Raw genomic sequence first — 21,670 nt, 5'->3', positions numbered from 1 at the left:
CTTTTTAGCGTTCGGCGCTTCTATTTCGCTTCTCCTTCGAGACGTTCTTTAGATCATCTCGAACACTTTTGTCCCATAGAGGAACATTCGTATAGTAAGCAGCACGGCTAATCAAATGACCTGCTACAGGAGAAGTGATAAAGACAAAGACAATCCCAAGAATTAACCTGGCATCAAGACCAGAATCTTTATAGAAAAATAGTAAAGCACCTAATAAGACGAGCAAAACACCTAATGTGGCACTTTTTGATGCAGCATGGGTACGCGAATAGACATCAGGCAGCCGCAATAGCCCGATTGTTGTTACAAGACTTAGCAGGGAGCCTAAAAGTACAAAAATGCTTACAAATATACTACTGATCTCGGTCTCGGTCAAGAACAACACCCCTTTCAATGAACTTTGCAAAGGCTACAGTTCCAATAAACGCTAATACCCCAACTAAAAGGATAACCTCTAAAAAAGCAGAGGTACGTAGTAAAATGGAAGAAACAGCAACAATTGCAATCATATTAATTCCGACAGTATCTAAAGCAACGATACGGTCAGAAGGGGAGGGGCCTTTAATGATCCGATAAATACTTCCTAATAACGAAATGGCTAAAATCGCAAGAGAGATCAAGAGGATGGTATCAAATAACTGAAATCCGAACATTAGTGGCTCACCTCCATAATTGCACGCTCAAACGTCATTTTTATCGCAGAGATTGATTCCTCAATGTCTTCAATGTTCATTGCATGGATATATAATGTTTTTTGATCATCAGACACATCGACTACAAGAGTACCAGGCGTTAGCGTAATGAGACTTGCTAAAAGGGTAATTTCCCAATCTGTCTTCAGCTCAGTTTCCAATGCAAAGATCCCTGGTTTAATATCAAGCTTTGGACTTAAAACATGTTTGATAACCGTAATGTTTGATAAAATTAATTCCTTTAAAAAGAGAAGAATTAATTTTACAATCGCATACACTTTAATTAAATAAAGAGGCTCATGAAAAAAGCGTCTTACTAAAACGAGAATAATCATCCCAACAAAGAAACCGATGATAAACGTTGGTAAATCCCAAGAACTATAGAGAAACATCCAAACAAATGAAATGATAAAGTTTATAACTAATTGAAAGGCCATACCATCTACTCCTTTAAAACCGCTTCAATATAAATGTCAGGGTTTAACAGTGTTGTTGTTGCATCAGCAACATACGGATAGACCCATTCAGCACCCATTCCCATAATAAAGGATAAGAAAAGAAGAATGATGCTAGGATAGAGAAGGCCTTTTATGTTCGGGCGTTCCTTTAACGTAGGTAGTTTCTCTTCACCTAGGATAACAGAAAAGAAGATTTTCATAACCGAATAGAGAACAAGTAAGCTTGAAAGTAAAAGAATCCCTACTGTCCAATATTGCTCAGCATAAAATCCGCCTTGAATTAACATCAGTTTCCCAAAGAACCCGCTGAATGGAGGAACACCTGCTAAAGAGAGAGCTGCAGCTAGAAAAGCCCATCCAAGCAATGGATAATGCTTGATTAGTCCACTTGCTTCATTCATCTTTGGTGTGCGTGTTATCACGATAATTGCACCAACAAGTAAAAACAATGCAGCTTTTATAAGCATGTCATGGACTAAATAAAAGATACCACCAAACAAACCAGGTTCATTGAAGGAAGATAACCCGAAAATAATATAACCTACACCTGCAACAACATTATAGACAAGAATTTTTTGTAAATTTTGATAGGCAACTGCGCCAATTACGCCGACAATCATTGTAATTGCAGCTAACCCACCTAAGATTTGATGAGTAATGTCCGGATGGTGATAGAAAATAATCGTAAATATACGAATAATCGCGTAAATTCCAACCTTTGTCAAAAGTCCAGCAAATAAAGCAGAAATGACTGGTGGTGGAGCTGAATAAGATCCTGGTAACCAGAAATAGAGTGGGAAAATTGCGGCTTTCATCCCGAAGACAACTAAGAACAAAAGCGCAATGACAGTCACTAATCCAGGTTGGCCGATTTCCGCAATACGATTTGATAAATCAGCCATGTTTAATGTACCGGTTACAGAATACAAATAGGCAACACCTGTTACAAATAGCGCAGATGAAATCACATTAACTAAGACATATTTTAAAGACTCTCGAAGTTGGCCCTTTTCCCCACCTAATACGATAAGGGCATAGGAACTCATTAGTAAGACTTCAAAAAATACAAAAAGGTTAAATATATCTCCTGTTAAAAATGCACCAACAACACCTGTAATTAAAAACTGCAACAATGGATAGAAAAAGTAAGCTTTACGCTCTTGATCTAAACCACGAATAGAAAATAACAAACAGGCTAACGCAACAATTGCTGTAAATAAAACGAGTAGAACAGCTAGTGAATCAGCTACTAAAACGATTCCGAAAGGAGGTTGCCATCCTCCTAATTGATAAGTCTGAACTCCATGTTCTAATACACTAAATAAAAGGAGTACAGTAGCTACTAGCATGGCAGTAAGAGATAATACACTAATTACTTTTTGGGTTTTTACGTTATGTCTTAAAAACAAAAGGACAATTCCTACAATTAATGGAATTAGAAGTGGTGCAATAATGAGATGATTAATCATGATCGATTCCCCTCAACTTTTCCATGTCATCCGTTCCGTGCACTTTATACGTTCGATACGCCAAAACTAGAAAAAATGACGTAACCCCGAAACTAATAACAATCGCTGTTAATATTAATGCTTGTGGTAATGGATCTGTATAAAAAGGTGCTTCCTGACCAAGAAGTGGAGCGGCCCCTTTTTTTAATCCACCCATCGTTAGAAGTAGTAAATGAACTCCATGACTTAAAACACCGGTTCCGATAATGATACGGGTCATGTTTTTAGATAAAATGAGATACGTTCCAACTGTAAAAAGTATGCCTACAACGATGGAGATAATAATTTCCATTAGCTATCCTCCCCTATCGTAAAAATAATCGTTAACGTAACACCAATAACAACAAAATAAACCCCAATATCAAATAGCAAGGCCGTAGCTAATTCCGTTTTTCCTAATAAAGGAAGATAAAAGTAATCATAAGTATGTGTTAAAAAGGTGGCATCAAAGATAAAAGCGCCAATACCTGTTAACACAGCAATTAATAGCCCAGTCGCTGTTAAAAGCTTAAAGTCAAATGGTAGGATTCGTCTAACAGTCTTAATATCGAATGCAATTCCTATTAAGATAATCGCAGCAGCCGTCATTAAACCTCCGATAAACCCCCCACCAGGATTGTGATGTCCTTGGAGGAATACATAAATTGAAAAAATAATGATAATAAATGTCACGAGCTGTGTAGCAGTTTTTAATACTACATCATTTGTACGCATTATGATCCCTCCTTCTGAAGACGTAACTTAATCATGGAGTAAATTCCAACAGCTGCAATTCCTAAAACGAGAATTTCAAATAACGTATCAAATCCACGGAAATCTACTAATATGACGTTAACCATATTCTTACCGCCTGCTTCTTTGTAGCTTGCATCGACGAAAAAGCTAGCTAACGATTCAAAGCTTTTTGAATAATGAGCAGAAATCGCGAAAATAGTGACTAATGCCCCTACTCCGATACTTACAACAAGATTCGTGAGACGGAATGGGACCTTTTCAAATTTTTCTTTAAATACAGGTAAATGGTAAAAGCAAAGCAAGAACAGAACAGTAGATACGGTTTCGATAACCATTTGTGTTAATGCTAAATCCGGTGCTCTAAATAGAACAAAGAACAGTGCCAAAGAATACCCTACTGCTCCTAAACTAATAATGGCCGTTAATCTTGTACGGGCAAATGCAACAGTAATTGCTGCAATACACATAATTAGCGCTAACGTTGTTTCATGGAAGGTGATTGGAGCACTACCTTCTCCAGTGAATGTGATAGCATTTAGTTTGAAAAGCATATAGCCGATAAAGAGAACCATAAATGAGAAAATGTAAATAAGATATTGACGAATACTTCCACGCATGAATGATGCAGTGATAGTATGACTTCCACTAGCAAGTAGAACTAACGATCCATCATATACTTTATTTAAAGGATCACGTTCACGTAAATAAATCTCAAGTTTTGCCCATTTTTTCATCATTAAATAGATAAAGGTTCCAAACAATATAACACCGATAGTCATAAAGAGTTCCGTATTAAAGCCATGCCAATGATAAATGTTTACATAAAACTGTTCGTCAGGTCCTAACACCGTTGGTAAGATTGCATTCATGGCCGGCTCAATCAACGTGTAGGATAATAGGTTTGGAAAGAAACCAAAAACAACAACAAGTGACCCAAGAACAATTGGACTAATGAGCATACCAAATGGGGCCTCATGCACATGCTTATCGTAGTTTTCCTTTTTGAACTCACCTGTAAAGGTTTTAAAGAAAAGAATCATACAATAAACAAACGTAAAGATACTTGCTACCCATGCTAATACAGGGAAAAGAAGACCAAATGTTTTCATATTAAAAATTTCTAATTCGGTTGCATTTAGGACACCTGTAAAGAACATTTCCTTACTTAAAAACCCGTTAAAGGGCGGAAGTCCAGCCATTGACGCTGTCCCGATTAATGAAATCGTAAAGGTAACTGGCATAATCGTCATAAGACCACCAAGTTTACGGATATCACGAGTACCCGTTTCATGATCGATAATCCCAGCAGTCATAAACAAACTACCCTTAAAGGTTGCATGGTTGATTAAGTGGAAAACAGCTGCAAGTGTTGCTGTAGTATACATTGTCGTATCGGTTCCAGCACCAAAATAAAGGGATGCTGAGCCTAAACCCAATAAACACATAATTAACCCTAATTGGCTAACTGTTGAGAAGGCAAGAATACTTTTTAAGTCTTTTTGGCGAACTGCTGAGAGAGAGCCCCAAAATAATGTCACGATTCCAAAACCAGAAAGGAGCCAAAACCATTCTGGTACTCCTCCGAATACAGGAGTAAGGCGAGCTACTAAATAAATTCCCGCTTTAACCATTGTCGCTGAGTGTAAGTACGCACTAACAGGTGTTGGGGCTTCCATGGCATCAGGTAGCCAAATATGGAATGGAAATTGTGCTGATTTAGTAAAGGCACCTAGTAACACTAATAACATCGCAGGAATAAACAAACTGGACGTCGTATCAACATTGCCGATAATTTCTCTGATACTAAACGTACCTGTCATTACATAAAGAAGTGAAAATCCACCAAGCATCGCAAATCCACCGAATACAGTAATGAGCATCGACTTTTGCGCTCCGTATGTAGATTTCTTACGATGATACCAATAACTAATAAGTAATGATGATGCTAAACTTGTTAGCTCCCAGAAAGCGTACAAGACAATAAGGTTATCTGAAAGAACAACCCCTAGCATTGCACCCATAAACATTAATAAATAAACATAAAAGTTGTGTAGTTGCTCTTTTGTTTTAGATAGATAATAGATCGAGTAAAGAACGACTAAGGAACCGATTCCTGTAATAAGCAATGCAAATAATAAGCTTAACCCATCTATAAATACTGTGAAATTAATGTCAAGTGATGGAACCCAATTAACCGTTTGTTCAATCACACCACCATCTGATGTTTCTGGAAGAAAACGAATAAAATAAAAGAATAAAACAAGTGGTAAAGCTAAAACGAACCAACCTGTATGTACAGACCTTAAGTACTTATACAAAAATGGTATTAAAATCGCTAATAATAGAGGCGAAATAGTAGCCCAATGTAATAAAGTCAAAACACATACCTCCTCATATAGTTCTAAATTGAATTTGGGCCTAGAAATCAATCCTTCATCTCATGTGTATATGGTATACGAAACACAAGTCAAATTATAACCTAATTTCTATGGGTATGCATCCATGAGGGGCTTAGTCTTCCCATCACTGAAAGTATTTATTAAATATGAAGAAAGGTGATAATAAAGATAGAAAAAAAATTTGTGAATTTTCTTTGACGAAAGGAAAAGTAGTTTCTGATGTAAGTTTTTGCTAAAAAAGTGTATAAATCATCTAAGAAGAGGCAACCTATGCTCATAACACTCACCATTAGAGTAGAGGTGGTCTAGATGAATAAAAAACAAAAAATTCTTGCAAGCATTAGTTTGTTCCTTGTCCTATTTTCGGGGGCTTGGTATGCAAATGATTATAATCAACGAACGATTCATAGTAAGGGCTATGATGAAATAGATAATATGCGAATCCTTCAAACAGATGATCATAATATTCCAGTTACAACACCATTTAAGCCGAGGGAATACATTCGTATCGGGAATCGAACCATACCAGCAAAATAAGAAAAACGAGAAGAGTTAAACCCTTCTCGTTTTTTGCTTTGTGTATTATGTTTTACGAAGATAATTTAATTTTATCAGTTAATGAGCGACGATTTATCTCTACGCGAATAAGCTCAATGAAGTCATGATTAAGATTTAATTCCACAGCTTTATAGTATGTTTCGATAAGAAGATCATCAGATAGTTTCTCCATTTTACCCTGTCGTATTGACAGGTTCACCTCCTAAAAAATAAAAATATTTTTTTATATGGTCTATTTAAATTGCGTTTTTCATAATCTATTAAGTTATAAATTGTTCTTAATTCATATCCTATCATGACACGAGAAAGAGAACAACCGTTCGATTTATCCACATTTTCCAGTGGATAACCTGTGGGTTACTTGTTTATTATGTAAAGAAGTGTAAATAAACCAACGTGTAAAACGTGTATAACGTTATCCACAACTGTTGATCAGTGTGTCATTTTGTCGAAAAAAAACTTTAAAATTTTCCTGTACTTTCGAATTCCACCATTTATTAATAAAAATATCCATTATGAATTGAAAAAAAACATAGTTAAAGGTATAGTTAAAGTTTGGATTAGACAATAAAGATAACTGGCGTGGGGTGTGTTACGTGCTCAAAAATCTATTACCGGATCAATATGTGAAAAGTATATATGATATTGATTTTGAAGATTTGAAAAAGAAGGGTATTAAAGCAATTATTACCGATCTAGATAATACGCTAGTCGAATGGGATAGACCAAGTGCAACACCCGAGGTTCGTGAATGGGTGAAAAAGGTCAAAGAATTGGGCATGAAGCTTACGATCGTGTCTAATAATAATATCAAGCGGGTAAAGGCTTTTGCAGAACCCGAAGGTATAATCTATATTCATAGTGCCAATAAACCAATGAGACGAGCATTTAATCAAGCGTGCAGGGATATGAACGTTCTTTCTAGTGAGGCGATTGTCATTGGGGACCAAATATTTACCGATATTCTCGGAGGAAATAGAGCTGGTATATATACACTTTTGGTTGTACCAGTAGCAAAAACAGATGGTATTACTACAAAATTAAATAGGAAAATGGAGCGGTTCATTTTAAGCTGGATGAGAAAAAAAGGAATGATTAAATGGGAGGATTAAATAATATGGAAGAAAGGCAAGTCATTTGTGCAGGTTGTGGAGTATCAATTCAAACAGAAAACAAGGATACACTTGGGTATGCACCTAAGTCATCATTATCTCGAGAGGTAATCATATGTCAACGTTGTTTTAGATTAAAACATTATAACGAAGTTCAAGACGTTTCTTTAACAGACGATGATTTCTTAAAAATTCTACATACGTTAGGGCAAAAGGAAGCACTTATCGTAAAAATCGTTGATATCTTTGATTTTACAGGAAGTTGGCTTCCAGGTCTACATCGATTTGTTGGGAAAAATGATGTTTTGCTTGTTGGGAATAAAGTTGATCTCCTACCAAAATCATTAAATAAAAATCGCCTTATTAACTGGATGAAAAAATCAGCAAAAGAATTAGGTTTAAAGCCGATAGATGTATTACTTATGAGTGCAGGGAAAGCAGAAGGAGTTATGGATGTAGCAGCAGAAATTGATCGGCTTCGGAATGGAAAGGATGTTTATGTAGTTGGTAGTACAAATGTTGGTAAGTCAACGTTTATTAATCAACTTATTAAAGAGTTTGAAGGTGACACGGAGCAATTGATAACAACTTCCCATTTTCCGGGAACGACTCTTGACATGATTGATATTCCTTTAGACGACGGACAGGCTCTCTACGATACACCGGGAATTATTAACCATCATCAAATGGCGCATTATGTTGATAAAAAAGAGCTTAAAGTCATTACGCCTAAAAAAGAAATTAAGCCAATGGTTTTTCAACTAAATGAAGGTCAGACTCTTTTCTTTGGTGGGTTAGCTCGTTTTGATTTTGTAAAGGGAGAGCGTACGTCTTTTGTTTGTTATGTCTCTAATGAATTGATGATTCACCGAACGAAAATGGAGAAAGCAGATGATCTTTACGAAAATCATCTAGGAGAGTTACTTACACCACCAGGGGAAGAAACGAAAGACCAGTTACCGTCATTAGAAAAGCATGAATTTTATATTAAAACAACCAAGAGTGATATTGTCTTTTCAGGATTAGGTTGGGTAACAGTCAATGGAGAGAATATTAAAGTAGAAGCTTATGCACCAAAAGGTGTAGGTGTTTCAATTCGAGAGTCAATTATATAGAAAGAAGGGAAAAAGAGTGGAGAAACTGTTTGGTTTATTCGGGCATCCGGTTCAGCATTCAATGTCACCGATGATGCATAATGATGCCTTTGCTCAACTGGGGATAAATGCAAGTTACCGTTTATTTAATGTAGAGCCAAAGTTTTTAAAAGATGCTGTTTCGGGAATTAGAGGATTAAATATAGCTGGATGTAATGTCACGATTCCTCATAAGGTTTCAGTAATGGATTATTTAGATGAAATCGATGAAGAGGCAAAAACTATTGGTGCCGTAAATACGATTGTAAACGATGATGGTAAATTAATTGGCTATAATACAGATGGTCGAGGCTATTTTGAGTCGTTACTATCTGTTTTATCAAGACCATTAGAACAGCATAAGGTGCTTGTTATTGGTGCTGGAGGTGCTGCAAGAGCCATTGTTACAGTACTTGCAAAAGAAAAGGCTGAAGAGATTGTTATTGCTAATCGGACGGTAGAAAAGGCTGAAGAATTGGCAAACGTAATCGAAGGGGTTAAGGCGACTTCAATTAAGAACGCTGAACAAACATTGGATGCATTTGATATTGTAATTAACACAACATCAGTTGGGATGAGCCCTAATATAGAGGAAATCCCTCTCTCTCTTGAGAAGTTGAGACAAGATTCGGTTGTAAGCGATCTTATTTATAATCCTATCAATACTCGATTATTACAAGAAGCTGCTCAAAAAGGAGCAAATACTTTAAATGGGGTTGGAATGTTTGTAAATCAAGGGGCCTTATCCTTTGAATATTGGACGGGGCAAAAGCCGAATAGAGAGAGAATGGCACAATTAGTATATGAAAAACTTGGAGGGAAATCATGCTAACAGGAAAACAAAAACGATTTTTACGAGCAAAAGCACACCACTTAAATCCAATCTTTCAGGTAGGAAAGGGTGGCGTCAATGAAAATATGATCAAACAAGTTTCGGATGCATTAGAGGCAAGGGAGCTTATGAAAATAACTGTTTTACAAAATTGTGAGTATGATAAACAAGAGGTTGCCAAGGAGCTAGCTCATGGTACGCGGGCTGAACTTGTCCAAATTATTGGTAACATTATTGTTCTTTATAAGGAATCAAGAGAAAAGAAGACCCTTGAGTTACCGTAAGGAGAAAGGATAACTTTATGAAAAGAATTGGGCTATTTGGTGGAACCTTTGATCCTCCTCACTTAGGTCACATGTTAATTGCACAGGAAGTATTATACGAGCTTGAAATGGACGAAATTTGGTTCGTTCCAGTGCATGTACCACCACATAAGCAGAGACAATCCTTAACCTCAGGTTCAGACCGTATAGGAATGCTACATGTAGCGACAAAAGATGAACCGCGTTTTAAAGTATCCACTATTGAAATAGATAGGGATGGGAAATCTTATACAGTTGATACCGTTAAATTACTTAAAGAAAAGTATCCGGAACATCGATTTTTCTTTCTAATAGGCGGAGATATGATTGATTATTTACCTAAATGGGAAAGAATTGACGAGCTAATGACACTTGTCACATTTATCGGTGCGAAAAGACCTGGTGCCATTTCTAAGTCGGAGTATTCCAAATGGATTGAGTATGTGGATGTCGTCCAGGTGGACTTTTCTTCAACAATGATTAGAGAGAGGGTTCGTCAAGGACAACCTATTCGCTTTATGGTACCGAGAGAGGTTGAAGCCTATATTAAGGAGAGGGGCCTGTATGGAGAGGAACGAAGCGTTAGAAATTGTTAAGCCGCACCTTACTAAGCATCGCTATGAACATACACTTGGCGTAATGGAAACAGCGATTCGTTTAGCTGAACGATTTGGTGCAGATAAGAAAAAAACAGAACTGGCTGCTATTTTCCATGATTATGCAAAATTTAGAGACAAAGAGGAAATGCGGCTTCTTGTACAGAACGTATTATCTGACAGGTTAATTTTGGAATACGGAACTGAATTATTACATGCCCCTTGTGGAGCATACTATGTAGAACATGAAGTAGGAATTAACGATTCTGAGATTCTTGATGCAATTCGGTTCCATACAACAGGAAGACCAGGTATGACCCTATTAGATAAAATCATTTTTTTAGCGGATTACATTGAGCCTGGCCGAACGTTTCCAGGGGTCGAGCACGTTCGAGAACTTGCAGAAAATGATTTAGACGCTGCAGTAGTGCAAGCTATAGAAAATACAATTGCTTTTTTAATGAAGAGAAGGCAGTTGATTTTTCCTGAAACAGTTGCAACATTTAATTCATTAGTAAAAGATAAAAAAAGGGAGAAGTGATGTGAGTGGAATCAAAGATTTTAGAATTAGCTATAAAGGTTGTTGATGATAAGCGTGCCGATAACATTGTAGCTTTAAATATGAAGGGTATTTCATTAATTGCAGATTATTTTGTTATTTGTAGTGGGAATTCAGAGAAGCAAGTTCAGGCAATTGCTTATGAACTAAAAAAAGTAGTTCAGGAAGAAGGACTCGACATTAAACGATTAGAAGGGTACGACCAAGCACGCTGGGTTTTGGTTGACTTAGGCGATGTTGTTGTCCACGTTTTTCATAAGGATGAGCGTTTGTACTATAATCTGGAGAAGCTTTGGGGAGATGCAAAAACAGTTGAAATCGAAGGAGTTCTAGGCTAATGGAACTAAAACCAGGCTATACTGTGACATTACCTGTTGCACGAAAAGCAAGCTTTGGCTACTTTCTGAACGATGGTGAAACGGATGTGTTGCTTCATCAACGTGAAGCAACAGGCGATTTAGAAATTGGCGAAAAGGTAAATGTATTTTTATACCATGATCACCAAGGTCGTCTTGCCGCAACGATGGATACCCCTCTATTAAAGGTAGGAGAGGTGGCTTGGTTAGAAACAGTTTCGGTTAAAACGGGCCATGGTGTTTTTCTTCACAATGGAATTTCGCGTGATTTATTTTTATCAATGGATGAGCTTCCTTTTAACCGAGAGCTTTGGCCACAGCCTGGAGATAAACTTCCTGTATCTATAACGTGGGATAAAAGAGGGAGAATGATGGCGAAGTTGGTTAAGGGTGCACCGATTGAAGAACATTCAAAGCCTGCGAATCAACAATTAAAGAATAAAGAAATTCAAGGTTATCTCTATCATTATTTGGACGAAGGTGGACTCCTATTAAGTGATGAAGGGTATATCGCCTTTCTTCATGAAGATGAAATGACTCGCAAACCTCGATATGGAGAGCATGTAACAGTTCGTGTTATTTACATTCGGGAGGATGGCAGAGTAAATGTAACAATGCAACCATTACGTTCTGAGCAACAAGAGGATGACGCCAGTAAACTCTTTGAATATTTAAAAGGACGCGGTGGTTCGATGCCATATTGGGACAAAACTCCACCCGAGGACATTAAACAACGTTTTTCAATGAGTAAAGCTTCCTTCAAACGTGCCTTAGGAAAGCTCATGAAAGAGGGAAAGATTGAACAACGAGATGGGTGGACATATGCAAAGGAGTAACGATGAATTATTTAGCATTTGCAACATTATATGATTCATTAATGGAAGAAGCGCCCTATGATGAGTGGAAACGCTTTGTTATAAACTCAGTAGGGCCTCACCGAATGAAAGAACTTTCCCTTTTAGATGTTGGATGTGGTACTGGTGAATTAGTACTTAAGTTATTAGATGAAGGAGTAACTGTAACGGGTGTTGATTTATCTGCTGATATGCTTGTTGTCGCTAAGGAAAAATGTGAACGTGCCGGTTACACTCCTCTTCTCATCCAACAAAATATGAGTAAGATGCCGCGACTTGGAGAATTTGATGTTGTCACGGTTTTTTGTGATTCATTAAATTATTTAACGACAGAAGATGAGGTGAAAAGAGCATTTCATTGCTTTGCTGAGCAGTTAAGTAAAGATGGGCTTCTCCTTTTTGATGTACACTCGATATCAAAAATCAATGATGGATTTATTGGGCAAACTTTTGCAGATGATCGAGGGGATATTGCATATATATGGACTTCATTTGAAGGAGAGTTCCCTAATAGCGTTGAGCATGAGCTTCGATTTTTTGTACAAAATGATTCAGGACTTTACGATCGATATGATGAGTTACATAAACAACGGACGTTTCCGGTTAGTTCATATGAATCGTGGTTAGAAGATGCTGGATTTGTAATTGAAAATATTTCAGCCGATTTTACGGAACAACCACCTCATGATGAGAGTGAACGAATTTTTATAAAAGCAAGAAAAAAGAATAAATAAGATTGAAAAAAGTAAAAAAATGTTAGAAAATATAAAAAGAGGGTGTCCGAAAGGCTGTTTATGACCTTTTGAGACACCCTCGAAGCAATGAGCAGAATTCTATATCTTTGAATGCCTTACGATGATTGGGTTTTTCATCGCAAGGGGCTAACGAAGGGAACCATTGCCTAGCATTCTTTTTGCTTTTGGGATAGCCCCTTTCATGGTTGTTTCATTAAGTGTTGTAGAATTTTTACTCGCTCATGCTCGTATTTCGCATGCGTTTGCTGAAAGAGGTGATCGAACATTAAACCAACTTCTTCCTCAAGTACTTTTATTCCCTCACCTGTAATTCCTCCAGGAACACAAACACGCTCTTGTAAAGTAGGTAATGTATAATGTCCTTTTTCTAATAGTTTACCCATACCAATCATCATGTTTGTTGCTAGAAAGGTTGCTTCTTCATTAGTAATTTTCGTTTGGCGCACAGCTCCATCGATAAATTGCTGAATGAGATAGCTAAAAAAGGCCGGACCACAACTAACAATATCAGACGAAACGCGAGTGATGTTCTCTTCAATGACTAACGGCTCTGAAATGGAAGACATTAAGGATGTCAGTAATTCACGGTCCGCTTTTGAACAACGTTCTCCAAAGCTTAGGAGCGATGAACCAGCATGCGCTCGGTTTAATATACTTGGAATCGCCCTTGCAACTTTACAATCAACCTGGTCTTCAATTTGCTGAACAGCAATCGGGCTTGTGATTGAAACAATCATTTTGTCAGCTGAACAAACGGGAGCAATTTGGTCAATGACCTCTGGAAACTGCAAAGGTTTCACACAAAGAAAGGCGATGTTTGTTTTTTGAATCACATCAATAGGATTTTCCTCAATATTAATTGTTGGAAATCGTTCTTGAAGCTTGCGTGCTTTCTCATAGGTTCGATTTGTAACGAACACTTGGTTTTCTTGGATAGCTCCGGAATCAATAAAGGATTCAAGTAAAATCGTGCCCATACTCCCCGTACCAATTATCCCGATTTTCACAGGCTCTCCCTCCTTCTTCATACTATAACTCCTTATTAAAACATCACTGTGACTATACGTATGAATCAAAGAGGAAGAATATGTATAGAAATGTCGGATTATTTTTTCGCGAAGGAAAGAACCATTTCTTTTGTTACTTCTTTTCGAAGTGGAAATTGAAACTTTGAAGCAATTTGATTCATTTGCTTCGTTACAGCATTCAATTGCTGGACGGAGATATCCTCAGACACGCTAGCCTGTTGTAGCAATTGGTCAATGATTTGTTCTCGTACAGCATCTAATTTAAGAAACTCTTTTTGTGCTTGGCGATGATTTTTTACTTGTTCTGCGATTTGTAAATGGACACTCATAGGTGAAGTCCCCTTTCTTATTTGAAAATATTGGAGTGAGTCAAAATGAACTATTCGAAACGAGAACGCATTCTCGTGACTCTGTTAGGGATTAGTGTACTCCTAGTTAGTGTAGTGTTGTTTCTGAGTTTTGGCAACTACTCAAAGAAAGAAAGCGAGGAACAAGCTTTACTGTTTTTAGAGGAAGTTGAACAGGAGGGAATGGAAGAGAGAAACGCTTTTGAAGAAACCCAAGAAACTCAAGAAACTCAAGAAACCCAAGAAACCCAAGAAACCCAAGAAACCTTGCTTGTTGTTGATATTAAAGGAGCTGTAAAAAAACCAGGAGTTTATTATTTATCTCCCGGAAGTCGTGTATTTGAAGCAGTGGAGGAGGCTGGTGGCTTTTTAGAGGAGGCGGATGAATTACAAATAAATTTAGCAAGTGTGTTAGTAGACGAAATGTTGATTTATGTTCCAAAGATAGGTGAGGAAAAAACGGTCATTTCAACAATTGAGTCGAAACAAGAAACGGGAGATGCGAAAATCTCTTTAAATAAAGCAACTCAAAGCGAATTAGAAACGCTACCCGGAATAGGCCCGTCGAAGGCCGCTGCAATTATCTCACATCGACAAGAACATGGAGATTTTAAGGGAGTGGAGGAGCTCTTACAAGTATCAGGGATTGGCCCAAAGTCCTTTGAACAATTAAAAGATAAAATCAAAGTGAATTAACTGTAAAATATAATGTAAAGATTCCGAAAATTCTGTTATGATATAAAATGTTATAAACTACAATATTTGGAGTGTGGTGTAAATTGTCGGAGAAGAAATGGGCATTAGAAACGATAGCGGTTCATGGTGGACAAGAAGCAGATCAAACAACGCAAGCACGGGCTGTCCCAATTTATCAAACAACATCCTATGAATTTAAAAATACGGAGCATGCTGCAAATCTTTTTGGTTTAAAAGAATTTGGGAATATTTACACAAGAATTATGAATCCAACACAGGATGTTTTTGAAAAAAGAATGGCTGAACTTGAAGGTGGGATTGCGGCTTTAGCGACAGCGAGTGGAAGTTCAGCCATTCATTTAGCTATCTTGAACATTTGTGAGCATGGTGATGAGGTAGTAGCTTCAAGTGCGTTGTATGGAGGTACATATAATTTATTTGTCCATACATTTAAAAAGCTTGGAATTAAGGTTCACTTAGTGGATGGTACGAACCCGCAAGCGTTCGAAGCTGCTATAAACGAAAAGACGAAACTTCTTTTTGCTGAAATCATCGGTAACCCTAATGGTGATGTACTTGATATTAAAGCAGTTAGTGATATAGCCCATTTACATGGTCTTCCACTAATGGTTGATGCTACTCTCGTTACCCCAGCTCTTTGCCGTCCGATTGAACATGGAGCAGATATTGTTGTTCATTCAGCGACGAAATTCATTGGAGGTCATGGTACATCAATAGGTGGTATCATTATTGATAGTGGTAATTTTGATTGGACTAACGGGAAATTTCCAGGTTTAACTGAACCAGATCCGAGCTATCATGGTCTTGTTTATACAGAGGCAGTTGGTCCGCTTGCATATATTATTAAGGCAAGAGTCCAATTATTACGAGACTTAGGTCCAGCGATAGCCCCATTTAATTCGTTTTTACTTTTACAAGGGCTTGAAACCCTTCACTTGCGAATGGAACGACATTGTGAAAATGCTAAGCTGGTGGCTGAGTATTTAAGTAAGCATGAATTAGTCGATTGGGTTTCTTATTCAGGTCTCCCGTCTCACCGTTCTTATAAACTAGCGCAAACCTACTTACAAGATGGACAAGGGGCTATTTTGACTTTTGGAATAAAAGGAGGACTAGAAGAAGGAAAACGATTTATCGATGCGTTAACATTGTTTTCTCATGTCGCTAATGTCGGAGATGCCAAATCTTTAGTTATACACCCTGCAAGTACGACACATCAGCAGCTCTCGGAGGAAGAACAACGCTCAGCTGGTGTAACACCAGACTTAATACGCTTATCAATAGGTATTGAAAATATACAGGATATTATTACCGATTTAGAGCAAGCGTTGTTAAAGAGTCAAAAATAATAAGCAACTATTTTTCAATTAGAAACAATTCATTGACCTAGCTTGCCCTCATTATCTAAACTAGAGTTAAAAGTAATAAGAATTGAGGATGAAAAGAAATGGATCGTATATCTTGGAATCAATATTTTATGGCGCAGAGCCATCTTCTATCCCTTCGTAGTACTTGTACTCGTTTAATGGTCGGGGCAACGATTGTAAGAGATAAAAGAATTATCGCGGGAGGCTATAACGGTTCGGTATCAGGAGGGGACCATTGCATTGATGAAGGCTGTTATGTAGTCGATAATCATTGTATACGGACAATCCATGCTGAAGTTAATGCTTTATTGCAATGCGCAAAGTTTGGAGTCCCGACAGACGGTGCGGAAATATATGTTACCCATTTTCCGTGTTTGAATTGTGCAAAAGCGATTATTCAAAGTGGTATCAAGCAGGTCTTCTATGCGAAGGATTATAAGAATCATCCATATGCGATTGAATTATTTCAAAAGGCAAACATTGCAGTAGTACAAGTTGAACTAGAAGCGCTGATGTTTGAACAGCAAGATAAGGAAAAGAAAGAGTTTACGAAGGTTTTATTAAATCACTTAGAAGAGGCCGGTGTAAGTAAAGAAACAGTAGATTTACTTGCTGAGAAAGCTCGTGCACTATACTCTTTACCGGAAAATAAAGAACGTGTTTAATTATGGTCCGTATCTTGTTGTTTCAGCGATACTCGGTATTTCCTTCTCGATTAGGGGTCCGAGTATCCCGTTTTTTCTAGCTTTTTTCTGTCTCCTTCTCATCAGCCTTCTTAACCGAATCCACTATCGCACCATTTTACTAATTATCTTTTGTACCTTCTCCTTCTATTTTGTAATCGGTTGTTTAACGGAATTTTATAACCAGACTTCCTTGAATGAGGGTGAACAAAATATAGCTGGAACCATTGTGTCTATTCCAAAAATTGACGGAGACTCGTTTTCAGCTAAATTTATAACTAGAACAGGCGAATATGTACAAGTTCACTCATTTATAGAAACGCAAAAAGACCAAGAGCTTTTACGTGCTCTAGAACCTGGAGCGTTTTGCAACATAAAAGGCTCACTCCAATCACCTACTCCCCCTACCAATTTTTATCAATTCGATTATGAGCGTTATTTATATGAGCAAAAAATCCATTGGATATTAACTCCGCAAACCTCTTCATTCCCTTGTGTAACCCATAAAACAAATGTTTATAGCTTAGAACAGTGGAGAAAGCAACAGTTAGAACGTTTAGATGAGCGGGTTGACAATACGTTATCAGGCTTGATGAACGCTTTGCTCTTTGGTGAAAGAGGCTATATAGAACAAGAAGTGCTACATGCATATCAACAACTCGGGGTTATCCATTTACTAGCAATATCTGGTCTTCATGTAGGTATGATTGTGGCAGCTAGCTATTATGTATGTATTCGCATCGGTTTAACGAGGGAGCGAGCGATGGATGTTTTAATCATTCTTTTACCTCTATATGCGATGATTACCGGTGGTTCCCCTTCTGTTATTCGTGCAGTTTCTATGAGTATTGTCGTGCTTATTTGTCTACGCTTTCGTTTGAGTATTTCGCCGTTAACAGGGATTTACACAGTGTTTTTGGTGTATGTAGCTATTTCTCCATACGCTCTTTTTCAACTAGGATTTCAGCTTTCCTTTTTAATATCATTTGGATTATTAGTGTCTTCAGCAAAAATACAAAAGTGTTACACAACACCGTTTGTGAAGTTAGTTGCTGTAACCTTCATCGCCCAAATCCTGTCTTTCCCATTATTGTTATTTCATTTTTATGAATGGTCACTAGTAAGTCTACCTTTAAACTTGATATATATCCCCTTTATTAGCCTTTTGATTCTTCCCCTCTGCTTTCTTTCTCTAATGTTTTCCTTTTTCGCGGAGTTTAATCCACCTTTATGGGTGCTGTCAAACATTATTCCAATTGTACATAAAGGACTGTTACTCATTGAACATAAGTCATCTAGTATCGTATTGGGAAAGCCGTCACTTATACAAATGATTGGTTATTATTTGGCAATTGGATGGGGGTTCTTTTGTTGGGAGAGTGGTAAGAAAGGCTGGTGGATAAAAGGAAGTTCAATTTTTCTAGTTGTTTTATTTATGCAATGTATCACTCCTTATTTTCAGCAACAGGCTATTATTACGATGTTAGACGTTGGCCAAGGAGATAGCTTTGTGATCGAGCTACCTCACAGAAGACACGTATATATTATTGATACCGGGGGGATTGTCCGATTTGAAGAGGATAAATGGCGCCAGAAAAAAAACAGGTTTGAAGTTGGAGAAGATGTGGTACTTCCATATTTGAAAGCTCGCGGCATTCGTAAAGTTGACAAATTGATTTTAACCCATGGACATTACGACCATATTGGTGGGGCTTCAGCCTTAGTAGATGAGGTTGAAGTAAAACAAATTCTTTACGCTACGGGGGCAGTAGAGGGGGAAGTTGAAAAAGCTCTCCTCAAGTCGTTTTACTTAACAGGTACCGATATCTCTTTCGTTAGAAAAGGGGACTCATGGACCGTAGGAAATAATCATTTTGCAATTTTAGCTCCTCAAGGTCAAGAGCAAGGGTTAAATAATCGTTCTATCGTTGTGTTTGCAGAAATTGAGGGGATTAATTGGTTATTTACTGGCGACTTGGAAGAAGAAGGAGAGAAAAAGCTCATGCTAAATTATCCGAGTCTTAAAGTTGACGTATTAAAAGCAGGTCATCATGGTAGTCGGACTTCATCAAACGATTGGTTTATCGATTCTCTTGAGCCGCAACTGACCCTTATTTCAGCTGGGAGGAACAACCGTTTTGGTCATCCACACCCAGAAGTTATTCATGAACTTGAAGAAAGAGGGATAGTGATTTTGCGGACAGACAAAGTAGGAGCCGTACAATTAAAACTAAAAAAGAAGCGATTAAAGATCTACTCAACTAAGTAGCAGAAAAAGCAGGATGAACGATAAACGCTCATCCTGCTTTTATACCTAAAGTCTTTCAATTGGTTACATGCTTCCAAATACGTCAACTAATGAAGCGATGATGAAAATAAAGGCAAAAAAACCAAAAGAAACGACAAAGGCAACACCAGAATCGATGGCGTCATTTCGTTTGCATTGCACATCTTTTTCGTAATGATTCATCTGGCACCCCTCCTTAACAATCTTTAGTATACGTGATGCGTTTTGAAAAAGCTAGACGATTTAACAAGCCAGTCCTGTCATTTTTTCGTTTGTTCAAAAAATTGTAATGGGTTAAAAAGTTCTTGACACCATTGTAAAGAGTTGTCACCTATAGTTCAAACATGCATAGGATACTATAACTAATACATGGCGGTCATGGTTATCGTTATGAACGGGAATACCCGGGGTCTCGTTTCATGACGTTTATCATAAATGGGGGTCTGGTATATTTCTGGTGACTAGGCCCCTTTCTCCAATTCATTCTTGTCAGATGGCTATTATTTAACTAAGCTATACTTGAGTGATAAAAAGACAAACGTATGGATGTGGAGATTAATATGAGTTATTTACAAGTGAAAAAGAGAATACAGGCAGGGAATATTGAACCTGTTTATTTTATATATGGTACTCAGACCTTTCTGATGGAGGATCTAGTCCAATCGATTACTAAAAAAACGATGACAAGTGAAGAAGCAGAAGTAAACTTGAATGTATTTAGTCTTATGGAAACGCCTCTTGAAGTCATAACTGAAGAAGCAGAAACATTACCTTTTTTTGGAGGGAATAAAATAGTCATTATTAAGGACTTTTTTTTAGTTACAAGTCAAAGGAACGAGAGTAAAATTGAGCATGATTCAACTTCCTTTGAACGTTATATAGATAATCCTCTTCCTGAATCAGTTGTTATTATTTTGGCTCCTTATGAAAAGTTAGACGAAAGAAAAAAATTAACAAAGCAATTAAAGAAGCAAACCGTTGTGGTTGAAGCAAATCCTTTTGATGAAAAGATGACAGAAGCTTGGATTGAGGAGCAAGCTAATTTAAAGCAGATACGTTTCACAGAAGCAGGAAAGGAGCGTTTACTAGAAAGGCAAGGAACCAATTTACTTTTACTTTCTTCTGAAATTGATAAGCTCTCACTTTATGCAGGCGAGGGTGGCGTTGTGGATGAAACCATGGTCGAGCTACTCGTATCAAAAACGTTGGAGCAAGATGTTTTTGAACTAATTAATTTGGTCGTGAAGAAAAAATTAGACAAAGCCTTAGTTATTTATCATGATTTATTAAAGCAAAAGGAAGACCCTCTTAAAATTTTGGCTTTATTGGCTCGCCAATTTAGGATTTATTATCAGGTTAAAGAAATGACGAGAAGGGCCTATTCACAAAAACAAATGGCAGCTCAGTTGAAGTTGCATCCATATGTGGTGAAGTTGGCAAGTGCACAGATTCAACATTTTGATGAGAAAAGATTACTATACATACTTAATCAAGCAGCTGAGACGGACTATGCCATAAAGAGGGGGACAATGGATAAGGTCCTTGCCGTTGAGCTCTTTTTGATGAGGTTATCAACATAAAAACGACTCCTATGAAGGAGTCGTTCAGCCTGTCGACAAAGTCTCGCGTCGACAGGCTTTTTTGTGATTAGAGAGGGGGTTGCCATGATTAGTCGCTTCGAATCCGCTCCCGGGATGGGGGGCACGCTTTCCGCAGGCGGGCGTGGAACTAACCGGCTCCGCCGATGGATTTCCACCTGCCCTTCCTCCTGCAGGAGTCGGCCCTCCCATCCCGTCCGCTTTTTTAGAGGAGACATGAGAATCCCCTTACTCTTCAACCATCCTTCATACGAAGCAAATAGGAGACAGTTTACAGATTTTTTTCTATAATATGAATGAAAACAAGACTGGGGTGAATGGGGAATGATGTCAAAAAAGTTGGAAGATAAGCGGATGCAAATGGAGATGGTTTGGATTGAAAAGCTAGTTCCAGAAGACCATCTTGTTCGTAAATTGGATCACTCTATGGAATTTGATTTCATCTATGATTTGGTGAAAGATCTTTATTCTTCCGACAAAGGACGTCCTAGTATCGATCCAGTTGTTTTAGTGAAAATGGTCTTTATTCAATATATCTTTGGCATTCGGTCGATGCGTCAGACCATCAAAGAGATTGAAACTAATGTGGCTTATCGATGGTTTTTAGGATTTGGATTCGAGGATAAAATCCCTCACTTTTCTACGTTCGGAAAGAATTATGCTCGCAGATTCCGGGAAAGTGATGTGTTTGAACAGATCTTTTACCGCATTCTTCGGAATGCAATGGACAAGGGATTCGTTAATCCAGAGATTGCCTTCATTGATTCAACGCACGTCAAGGCCAATGCAAATAA

27 protein-coding genes are annotated in these 21,670 nt (G+C 37.7%); 16 read left to right on the top strand and 11 right to left on the bottom strand.

Going from position 1 to position 21,670, the window contains the following annotated elements:
• Nucleotides 1-4: 4 nt before the first annotated feature.
• The 7 genes from mnhG to B1R93_RS03385 are packed head-to-tail and all read right to left on the bottom strand — an operon-like array spanning nt 5 to nt 5,771.
• Entirely contained in the window at nt 5-376 is a 372-nt protein-coding gene (mnhG, locus tag B1R93_RS03415; RefSeq protein ID WP_088102561.1) for a monovalent cation/H(+) antiporter subunit G, read from the bottom strand.
• Nucleotides 354-653 carry a Na(+)/H(+) antiporter subunit F1 gene (locus B1R93_RS03410; protein WP_088102560.1) on the bottom strand — a complete coding sequence of 100 codons (300 nt, stop codon included), beginning with the start codon at nt 651-653 and terminating at the stop codon, nt 354-356. The genes mnhG and B1R93_RS03410 overlap by 23 nt, the downstream gene beginning before the upstream one ends.
• The gene (locus B1R93_RS03405; RefSeq protein WP_088102559.1) at nt 653-1,129 is read right to left on the bottom strand and encodes a Na+/H+ antiporter subunit E; all 477 of its coding nucleotides are present in this window, start codon (nt 1,127-1,129) and stop codon (nt 653-655) included. Before B1R93_RS03405 ends, B1R93_RS03410 begins: the two co-directional genes overlap by 1 nt.
• A gap of 5 nt (nt 1,130-1,134) precedes the next feature.
• A complete protein-coding gene (locus tag B1R93_RS03400; protein ID WP_088102558.1) occupies nt 1,135-2,619 on the bottom strand; it encodes a Na+/H+ antiporter subunit D in 1,485 nt (494 codons plus the stop codon).
• On the bottom strand, nt 2,612-2,950 hold the full coding sequence (locus B1R93_RS03395; RefSeq protein ID WP_088102557.1) for a Na(+)/H(+) antiporter subunit C: 339 nt from the start codon (nt 2,948-2,950) through the stop codon (nt 2,612-2,614). Before B1R93_RS03395 ends, B1R93_RS03400 begins: the two co-directional genes overlap by 8 nt.
• Entirely contained in the window at nt 2,950-3,372 is a 423-nt protein-coding gene (locus B1R93_RS03390) for a Na(+)/H(+) antiporter subunit B (protein ID WP_088102556.1), read from the bottom strand. The genes B1R93_RS03395 and B1R93_RS03390 overlap by 1 nt, the downstream gene beginning before the upstream one ends.
• Complete coding sequence (locus B1R93_RS03385) at nt 3,372-5,771, bottom strand: Na+/H+ antiporter subunit A (RefSeq protein WP_088102555.1); 2,400 nt, start codon at nt 5,769-5,771, stop codon at nt 3,372-3,374. The genes B1R93_RS03390 and B1R93_RS03385 overlap by 1 nt, the downstream gene beginning before the upstream one ends.
• A gap of 330 nt (nt 5,772-6,101) precedes the next feature.
• Between B1R93_RS03385 and B1R93_RS03380 the strand changes: the two genes are divergently transcribed.
• Entirely contained in the window at nt 6,102-6,329 is a 228-nt protein-coding gene (locus tag B1R93_RS03380) for a hypothetical protein (protein ID WP_088102554.1), read from the top strand.
• 52 nt (nt 6,330-6,381) lie between these two features.
• On the opposite strand, the gene sda is transcribed toward B1R93_RS03380, so the two are convergent.
• Nucleotides 6,382-6,522 carry a sporulation histidine kinase inhibitor Sda gene (gene sda, locus B1R93_RS03375; RefSeq protein WP_088102553.1) on the bottom strand — a complete coding sequence of 47 codons (141 nt, stop codon included), beginning with the start codon at nt 6,520-6,522 and terminating at the stop codon, nt 6,382-6,384.
• 424 nt (nt 6,523-6,946) lie between these two features.
• Between sda and B1R93_RS03370 the strand changes: the two genes are divergently transcribed.
• Genes B1R93_RS03370 through B1R93_RS03330 form a run of 9 tightly spaced genes read left to right on the top strand, consistent with a single transcriptional unit; the run spans nt 6,947 to nt 12,828 of the window.
• Nucleotides 6,947-7,462 carry a YqeG family HAD IIIA-type phosphatase gene (locus B1R93_RS03370; protein WP_088102552.1) on the top strand — a complete coding sequence of 172 codons (516 nt, stop codon included), beginning with the start codon at nt 6,947-6,949 and terminating at the stop codon, nt 7,460-7,462.
• A 5-nt stretch (nt 7,463-7,467) separates the two neighbouring features.
• The gene (gene yqeH / locus B1R93_RS03365) at nt 7,468-8,577 is read left to right on the top strand and encodes a ribosome biogenesis GTPase YqeH (RefSeq protein WP_088102551.1); all 1,110 of its coding nucleotides are present in this window, start codon (nt 7,468-7,470) and stop codon (nt 8,575-8,577) included.
• Between the two features lie 16 nt (nt 8,578-8,593).
• Nucleotides 8,594-9,427: a shikimate dehydrogenase gene (gene aroE, locus B1R93_RS03360; protein ID WP_088102550.1), complete on the top strand. Its 834-nt coding sequence runs from the start codon at nt 8,594-8,596 to the stop codon at nt 9,425-9,427.
• Nucleotides 9,421-9,711: a ribosome assembly RNA-binding protein YhbY gene (yhbY, locus tag B1R93_RS03355; RefSeq protein ID WP_088102549.1), complete on the top strand. Its 291-nt coding sequence runs from the start codon at nt 9,421-9,423 to the stop codon at nt 9,709-9,711. The genes aroE and yhbY overlap by 7 nt, the downstream gene beginning before the upstream one ends.
• 17 nt (nt 9,712-9,728) lie before the next feature.
• Nucleotides 9,729-10,325, top strand: coding sequence for a nicotinate-nucleotide adenylyltransferase (locus B1R93_RS03350; RefSeq protein ID WP_088102548.1), 597 nt, complete (start codon nt 9,729-9,731; stop codon nt 10,323-10,325).
• Complete coding sequence (gene yqeK / locus B1R93_RS03345) at nt 10,294-10,866, top strand: bis(5'-nucleosyl)-tetraphosphatase (symmetrical) YqeK (protein WP_088102547.1); 573 nt, start codon at nt 10,294-10,296, stop codon at nt 10,864-10,866. Before B1R93_RS03350 ends, yqeK begins: the two co-directional genes overlap by 32 nt.
• 5 nt (nt 10,867-10,871) lie before the next feature.
• Nucleotides 10,872-11,222, top strand: a complete 351-nt coding sequence (rsfS, locus tag B1R93_RS03340) for a ribosome silencing factor (protein ID WP_088102546.1) — start codon at nt 10,872-10,874, stop codon at nt 11,220-11,222.
• Complete coding sequence (locus tag B1R93_RS03335; protein WP_088102545.1) at nt 11,222-12,076, top strand: CvfB family protein; 855 nt, start codon at nt 11,222-11,224, stop codon at nt 12,074-12,076. The genes rsfS and B1R93_RS03335 overlap by 1 nt, the downstream gene beginning before the upstream one ends.
• Before the next feature lie 2 nt (nt 12,077-12,078).
• Nucleotides 12,079-12,828, top strand: a complete 750-nt coding sequence (locus B1R93_RS03330; RefSeq protein ID WP_088102544.1) for a class I SAM-dependent DNA methyltransferase — start codon at nt 12,079-12,081, stop codon at nt 12,826-12,828.
• Between the two features lie 200 nt (nt 12,829-13,028).
• Here B1R93_RS03330 and comER read toward each other — a convergent pair whose 3' ends face one another.
• Nucleotides 13,029-13,856, bottom strand: coding sequence for a late competence protein ComER (comER, locus tag B1R93_RS03325; protein ID WP_088103390.1), 828 nt, complete (start codon nt 13,854-13,856; stop codon nt 13,029-13,031).
• Between the two features lie 98 nt (nt 13,857-13,954).
• A complete protein-coding gene (locus B1R93_RS03320) occupies nt 13,955-14,206 on the bottom strand; it encodes a DUF2533 family protein (protein ID WP_088102543.1) in 252 nt (83 codons plus the stop codon).
• Between the two features lie 45 nt (nt 14,207-14,251).
• On the opposite strand from B1R93_RS03320, the gene B1R93_RS03315 reads away from it, so the two are divergent.
• From B1R93_RS03315 to B1R93_RS03300, 4 genes are all read left to right on the top strand, one after another.
• The gene (locus B1R93_RS03315; protein WP_088102542.1) at nt 14,252-14,920 is read left to right on the top strand and encodes a helix-hairpin-helix domain-containing protein; all 669 of its coding nucleotides are present in this window, start codon (nt 14,252-14,254) and stop codon (nt 14,918-14,920) included.
• A gap of 83 nt (nt 14,921-15,003) precedes the next feature.
• Nucleotides 15,004-16,290, top strand: a complete 1,287-nt coding sequence (locus B1R93_RS03310; RefSeq protein WP_088102541.1) for a homocysteine synthase — start codon at nt 15,004-15,006, stop codon at nt 16,288-16,290.
• Nucleotides 16,291-16,388: 98 nt separating this feature from the next.
• Nucleotides 16,389-16,973 carry a ComE operon protein 2 gene (locus B1R93_RS03305; protein WP_088102540.1) on the top strand — a complete coding sequence of 195 codons (585 nt, stop codon included), beginning with the start codon at nt 16,389-16,391 and terminating at the stop codon, nt 16,971-16,973.
• The gene (locus tag B1R93_RS03300; RefSeq protein WP_342587496.1) at nt 16,933-19,260 is read left to right on the top strand and encodes a DNA internalization-related competence protein ComEC/Rec2; all 2,328 of its coding nucleotides are present in this window, start codon (nt 16,933-16,935) and stop codon (nt 19,258-19,260) included. Before B1R93_RS03305 ends, B1R93_RS03300 begins: the two co-directional genes overlap by 41 nt.
• 63 nt (nt 19,261-19,323) lie before the next feature.
• Here the strand turns inward: B1R93_RS03300 and B1R93_RS03295 are convergent, their stop codons facing one another.
• Entirely contained in the window at nt 19,324-19,461 is a 138-nt protein-coding gene (locus B1R93_RS03295; protein WP_088102538.1) for a YqzM family protein, read from the bottom strand.
• 377 nt (nt 19,462-19,838) lie between these two features.
• Here B1R93_RS03295 and holA point away from each other — a divergent pair, with 377 nt between their 5' ends.
• Nucleotides 19,839-20,858: a DNA polymerase III subunit delta gene (holA, locus tag B1R93_RS03290; RefSeq protein WP_088102537.1), complete on the top strand. Its 1,020-nt coding sequence runs from the start codon at nt 19,839-19,841 to the stop codon at nt 20,856-20,858.
• Nucleotides 20,859-21,200: 342 nt separating this feature from the next.
• On the top strand, nt 21,201-21,670 hold a 470-nt coding region (locus tag B1R93_RS23295), incomplete at its 3' end, for a transposase (RefSeq protein WP_245308178.1).

This window comes from Halalkalibacter urbisdiaboli (genome assembly GCF_002156385.1).
GTDB lineage: Bacteria > Bacillota > Bacilli > Bacillales > Bacillaceae_D > Halalkalibacter_A > Halalkalibacter_A urbisdiaboli.
This window is presented reverse-complemented; position numbering and strand designations above follow the sequence as displayed.

What these genes read in the sequence shown, in the direction of transcription:
- B1R93_RS03380 (WP_088102554.1), top strand. Translation starts at nt 6,102, where the DNA reads ATGAATAAAAAACAAAAAATTCTTGCAAGCATTAGTTTGTTCCTTGTC.
- B1R93_RS03390 (WP_088102556.1), bottom strand. Translation starts at nt 3,372, where the DNA reads ATGCGTACAAATGATGTAGTATTAAAAACTGCTACACAGCTCGTGACA.
- B1R93_RS03330 (WP_088102544.1), top strand. Translation starts at nt 12,079, where the DNA reads ATGAATTATTTAGCATTTGCAACATTATATGATTCATTAATGGAAGAA.
- sda (WP_088102553.1), bottom strand. Translation starts at nt 6,522, where the DNA reads ATGGAGAAACTATCTGATGATCTTCTTATCGAAACATACTATAAAGCT.
- yqeK (WP_088102547.1), top strand. Translation starts at nt 10,294, where the DNA reads ATGGAGAGGAACGAAGCGTTAGAAATTGTTAAGCCGCACCTTACTAAG.
- B1R93_RS03315 (WP_088102542.1), top strand. Translation starts at nt 14,252, where the DNA reads ATGAACTATTCGAAACGAGAACGCATTCTCGTGACTCTGTTAGGGATT.
- B1R93_RS03320 (WP_088102543.1), bottom strand. Translation starts at nt 14,206, where the DNA reads ATGAGTGTCCATTTACAAATCGCAGAACAAGTAAAAAATCATCGCCAA.
- B1R93_RS03395 (WP_088102557.1), bottom strand. Translation starts at nt 2,950, where the DNA reads ATGGAAATTATTATCTCCATCGTTGTAGGCATACTTTTTACAGTTGGA.
- B1R93_RS03350 (WP_088102548.1), top strand. Translation starts at nt 9,729, where the DNA reads ATGAAAAGAATTGGGCTATTTGGTGGAACCTTTGATCCTCCTCACTTA.
- holA (WP_088102537.1), top strand. Translation starts at nt 19,839, where the DNA reads ATGAGTTATTTACAAGTGAAAAAGAGAATACAGGCAGGGAATATTGAA.
- B1R93_RS03400 (WP_088102558.1), bottom strand. Translation starts at nt 2,619, where the DNA reads ATGATTAATCATCTCATTATTGCACCACTTCTAATTCCATTAATTGTA.
- B1R93_RS03335 (WP_088102545.1), top strand. Translation starts at nt 11,222, where the DNA reads ATGGAACTAAAACCAGGCTATACTGTGACATTACCTGTTGCACGAAAA.
- B1R93_RS03405 (WP_088102559.1), bottom strand. Translation starts at nt 1,129, where the DNA reads ATGGCCTTTCAATTAGTTATAAACTTTATCATTTCATTTGTTTGGATG.
- B1R93_RS03295 (WP_088102538.1), bottom strand. Translation starts at nt 19,461, where the DNA reads ATGAATCATTACGAAAAAGATGTGCAATGCAAACGAAATGACGCCATC.
- B1R93_RS03305 (WP_088102540.1), top strand. Translation starts at nt 16,389, where the DNA reads ATGGATCGTATATCTTGGAATCAATATTTTATGGCGCAGAGCCATCTT.
- yqeH (WP_088102551.1), top strand. Translation starts at nt 7,468, where the DNA reads ATGGAAGAAAGGCAAGTCATTTGTGCAGGTTGTGGAGTATCAATTCAA.
- B1R93_RS03410 (WP_088102560.1), bottom strand. Translation starts at nt 653, where the DNA reads ATGTTCGGATTTCAGTTATTTGATACCATCCTCTTGATCTCTCTTGCG.
- yhbY (WP_088102549.1), top strand. Translation starts at nt 9,421, where the DNA reads ATGCTAACAGGAAAACAAAAACGATTTTTACGAGCAAAAGCACACCAC.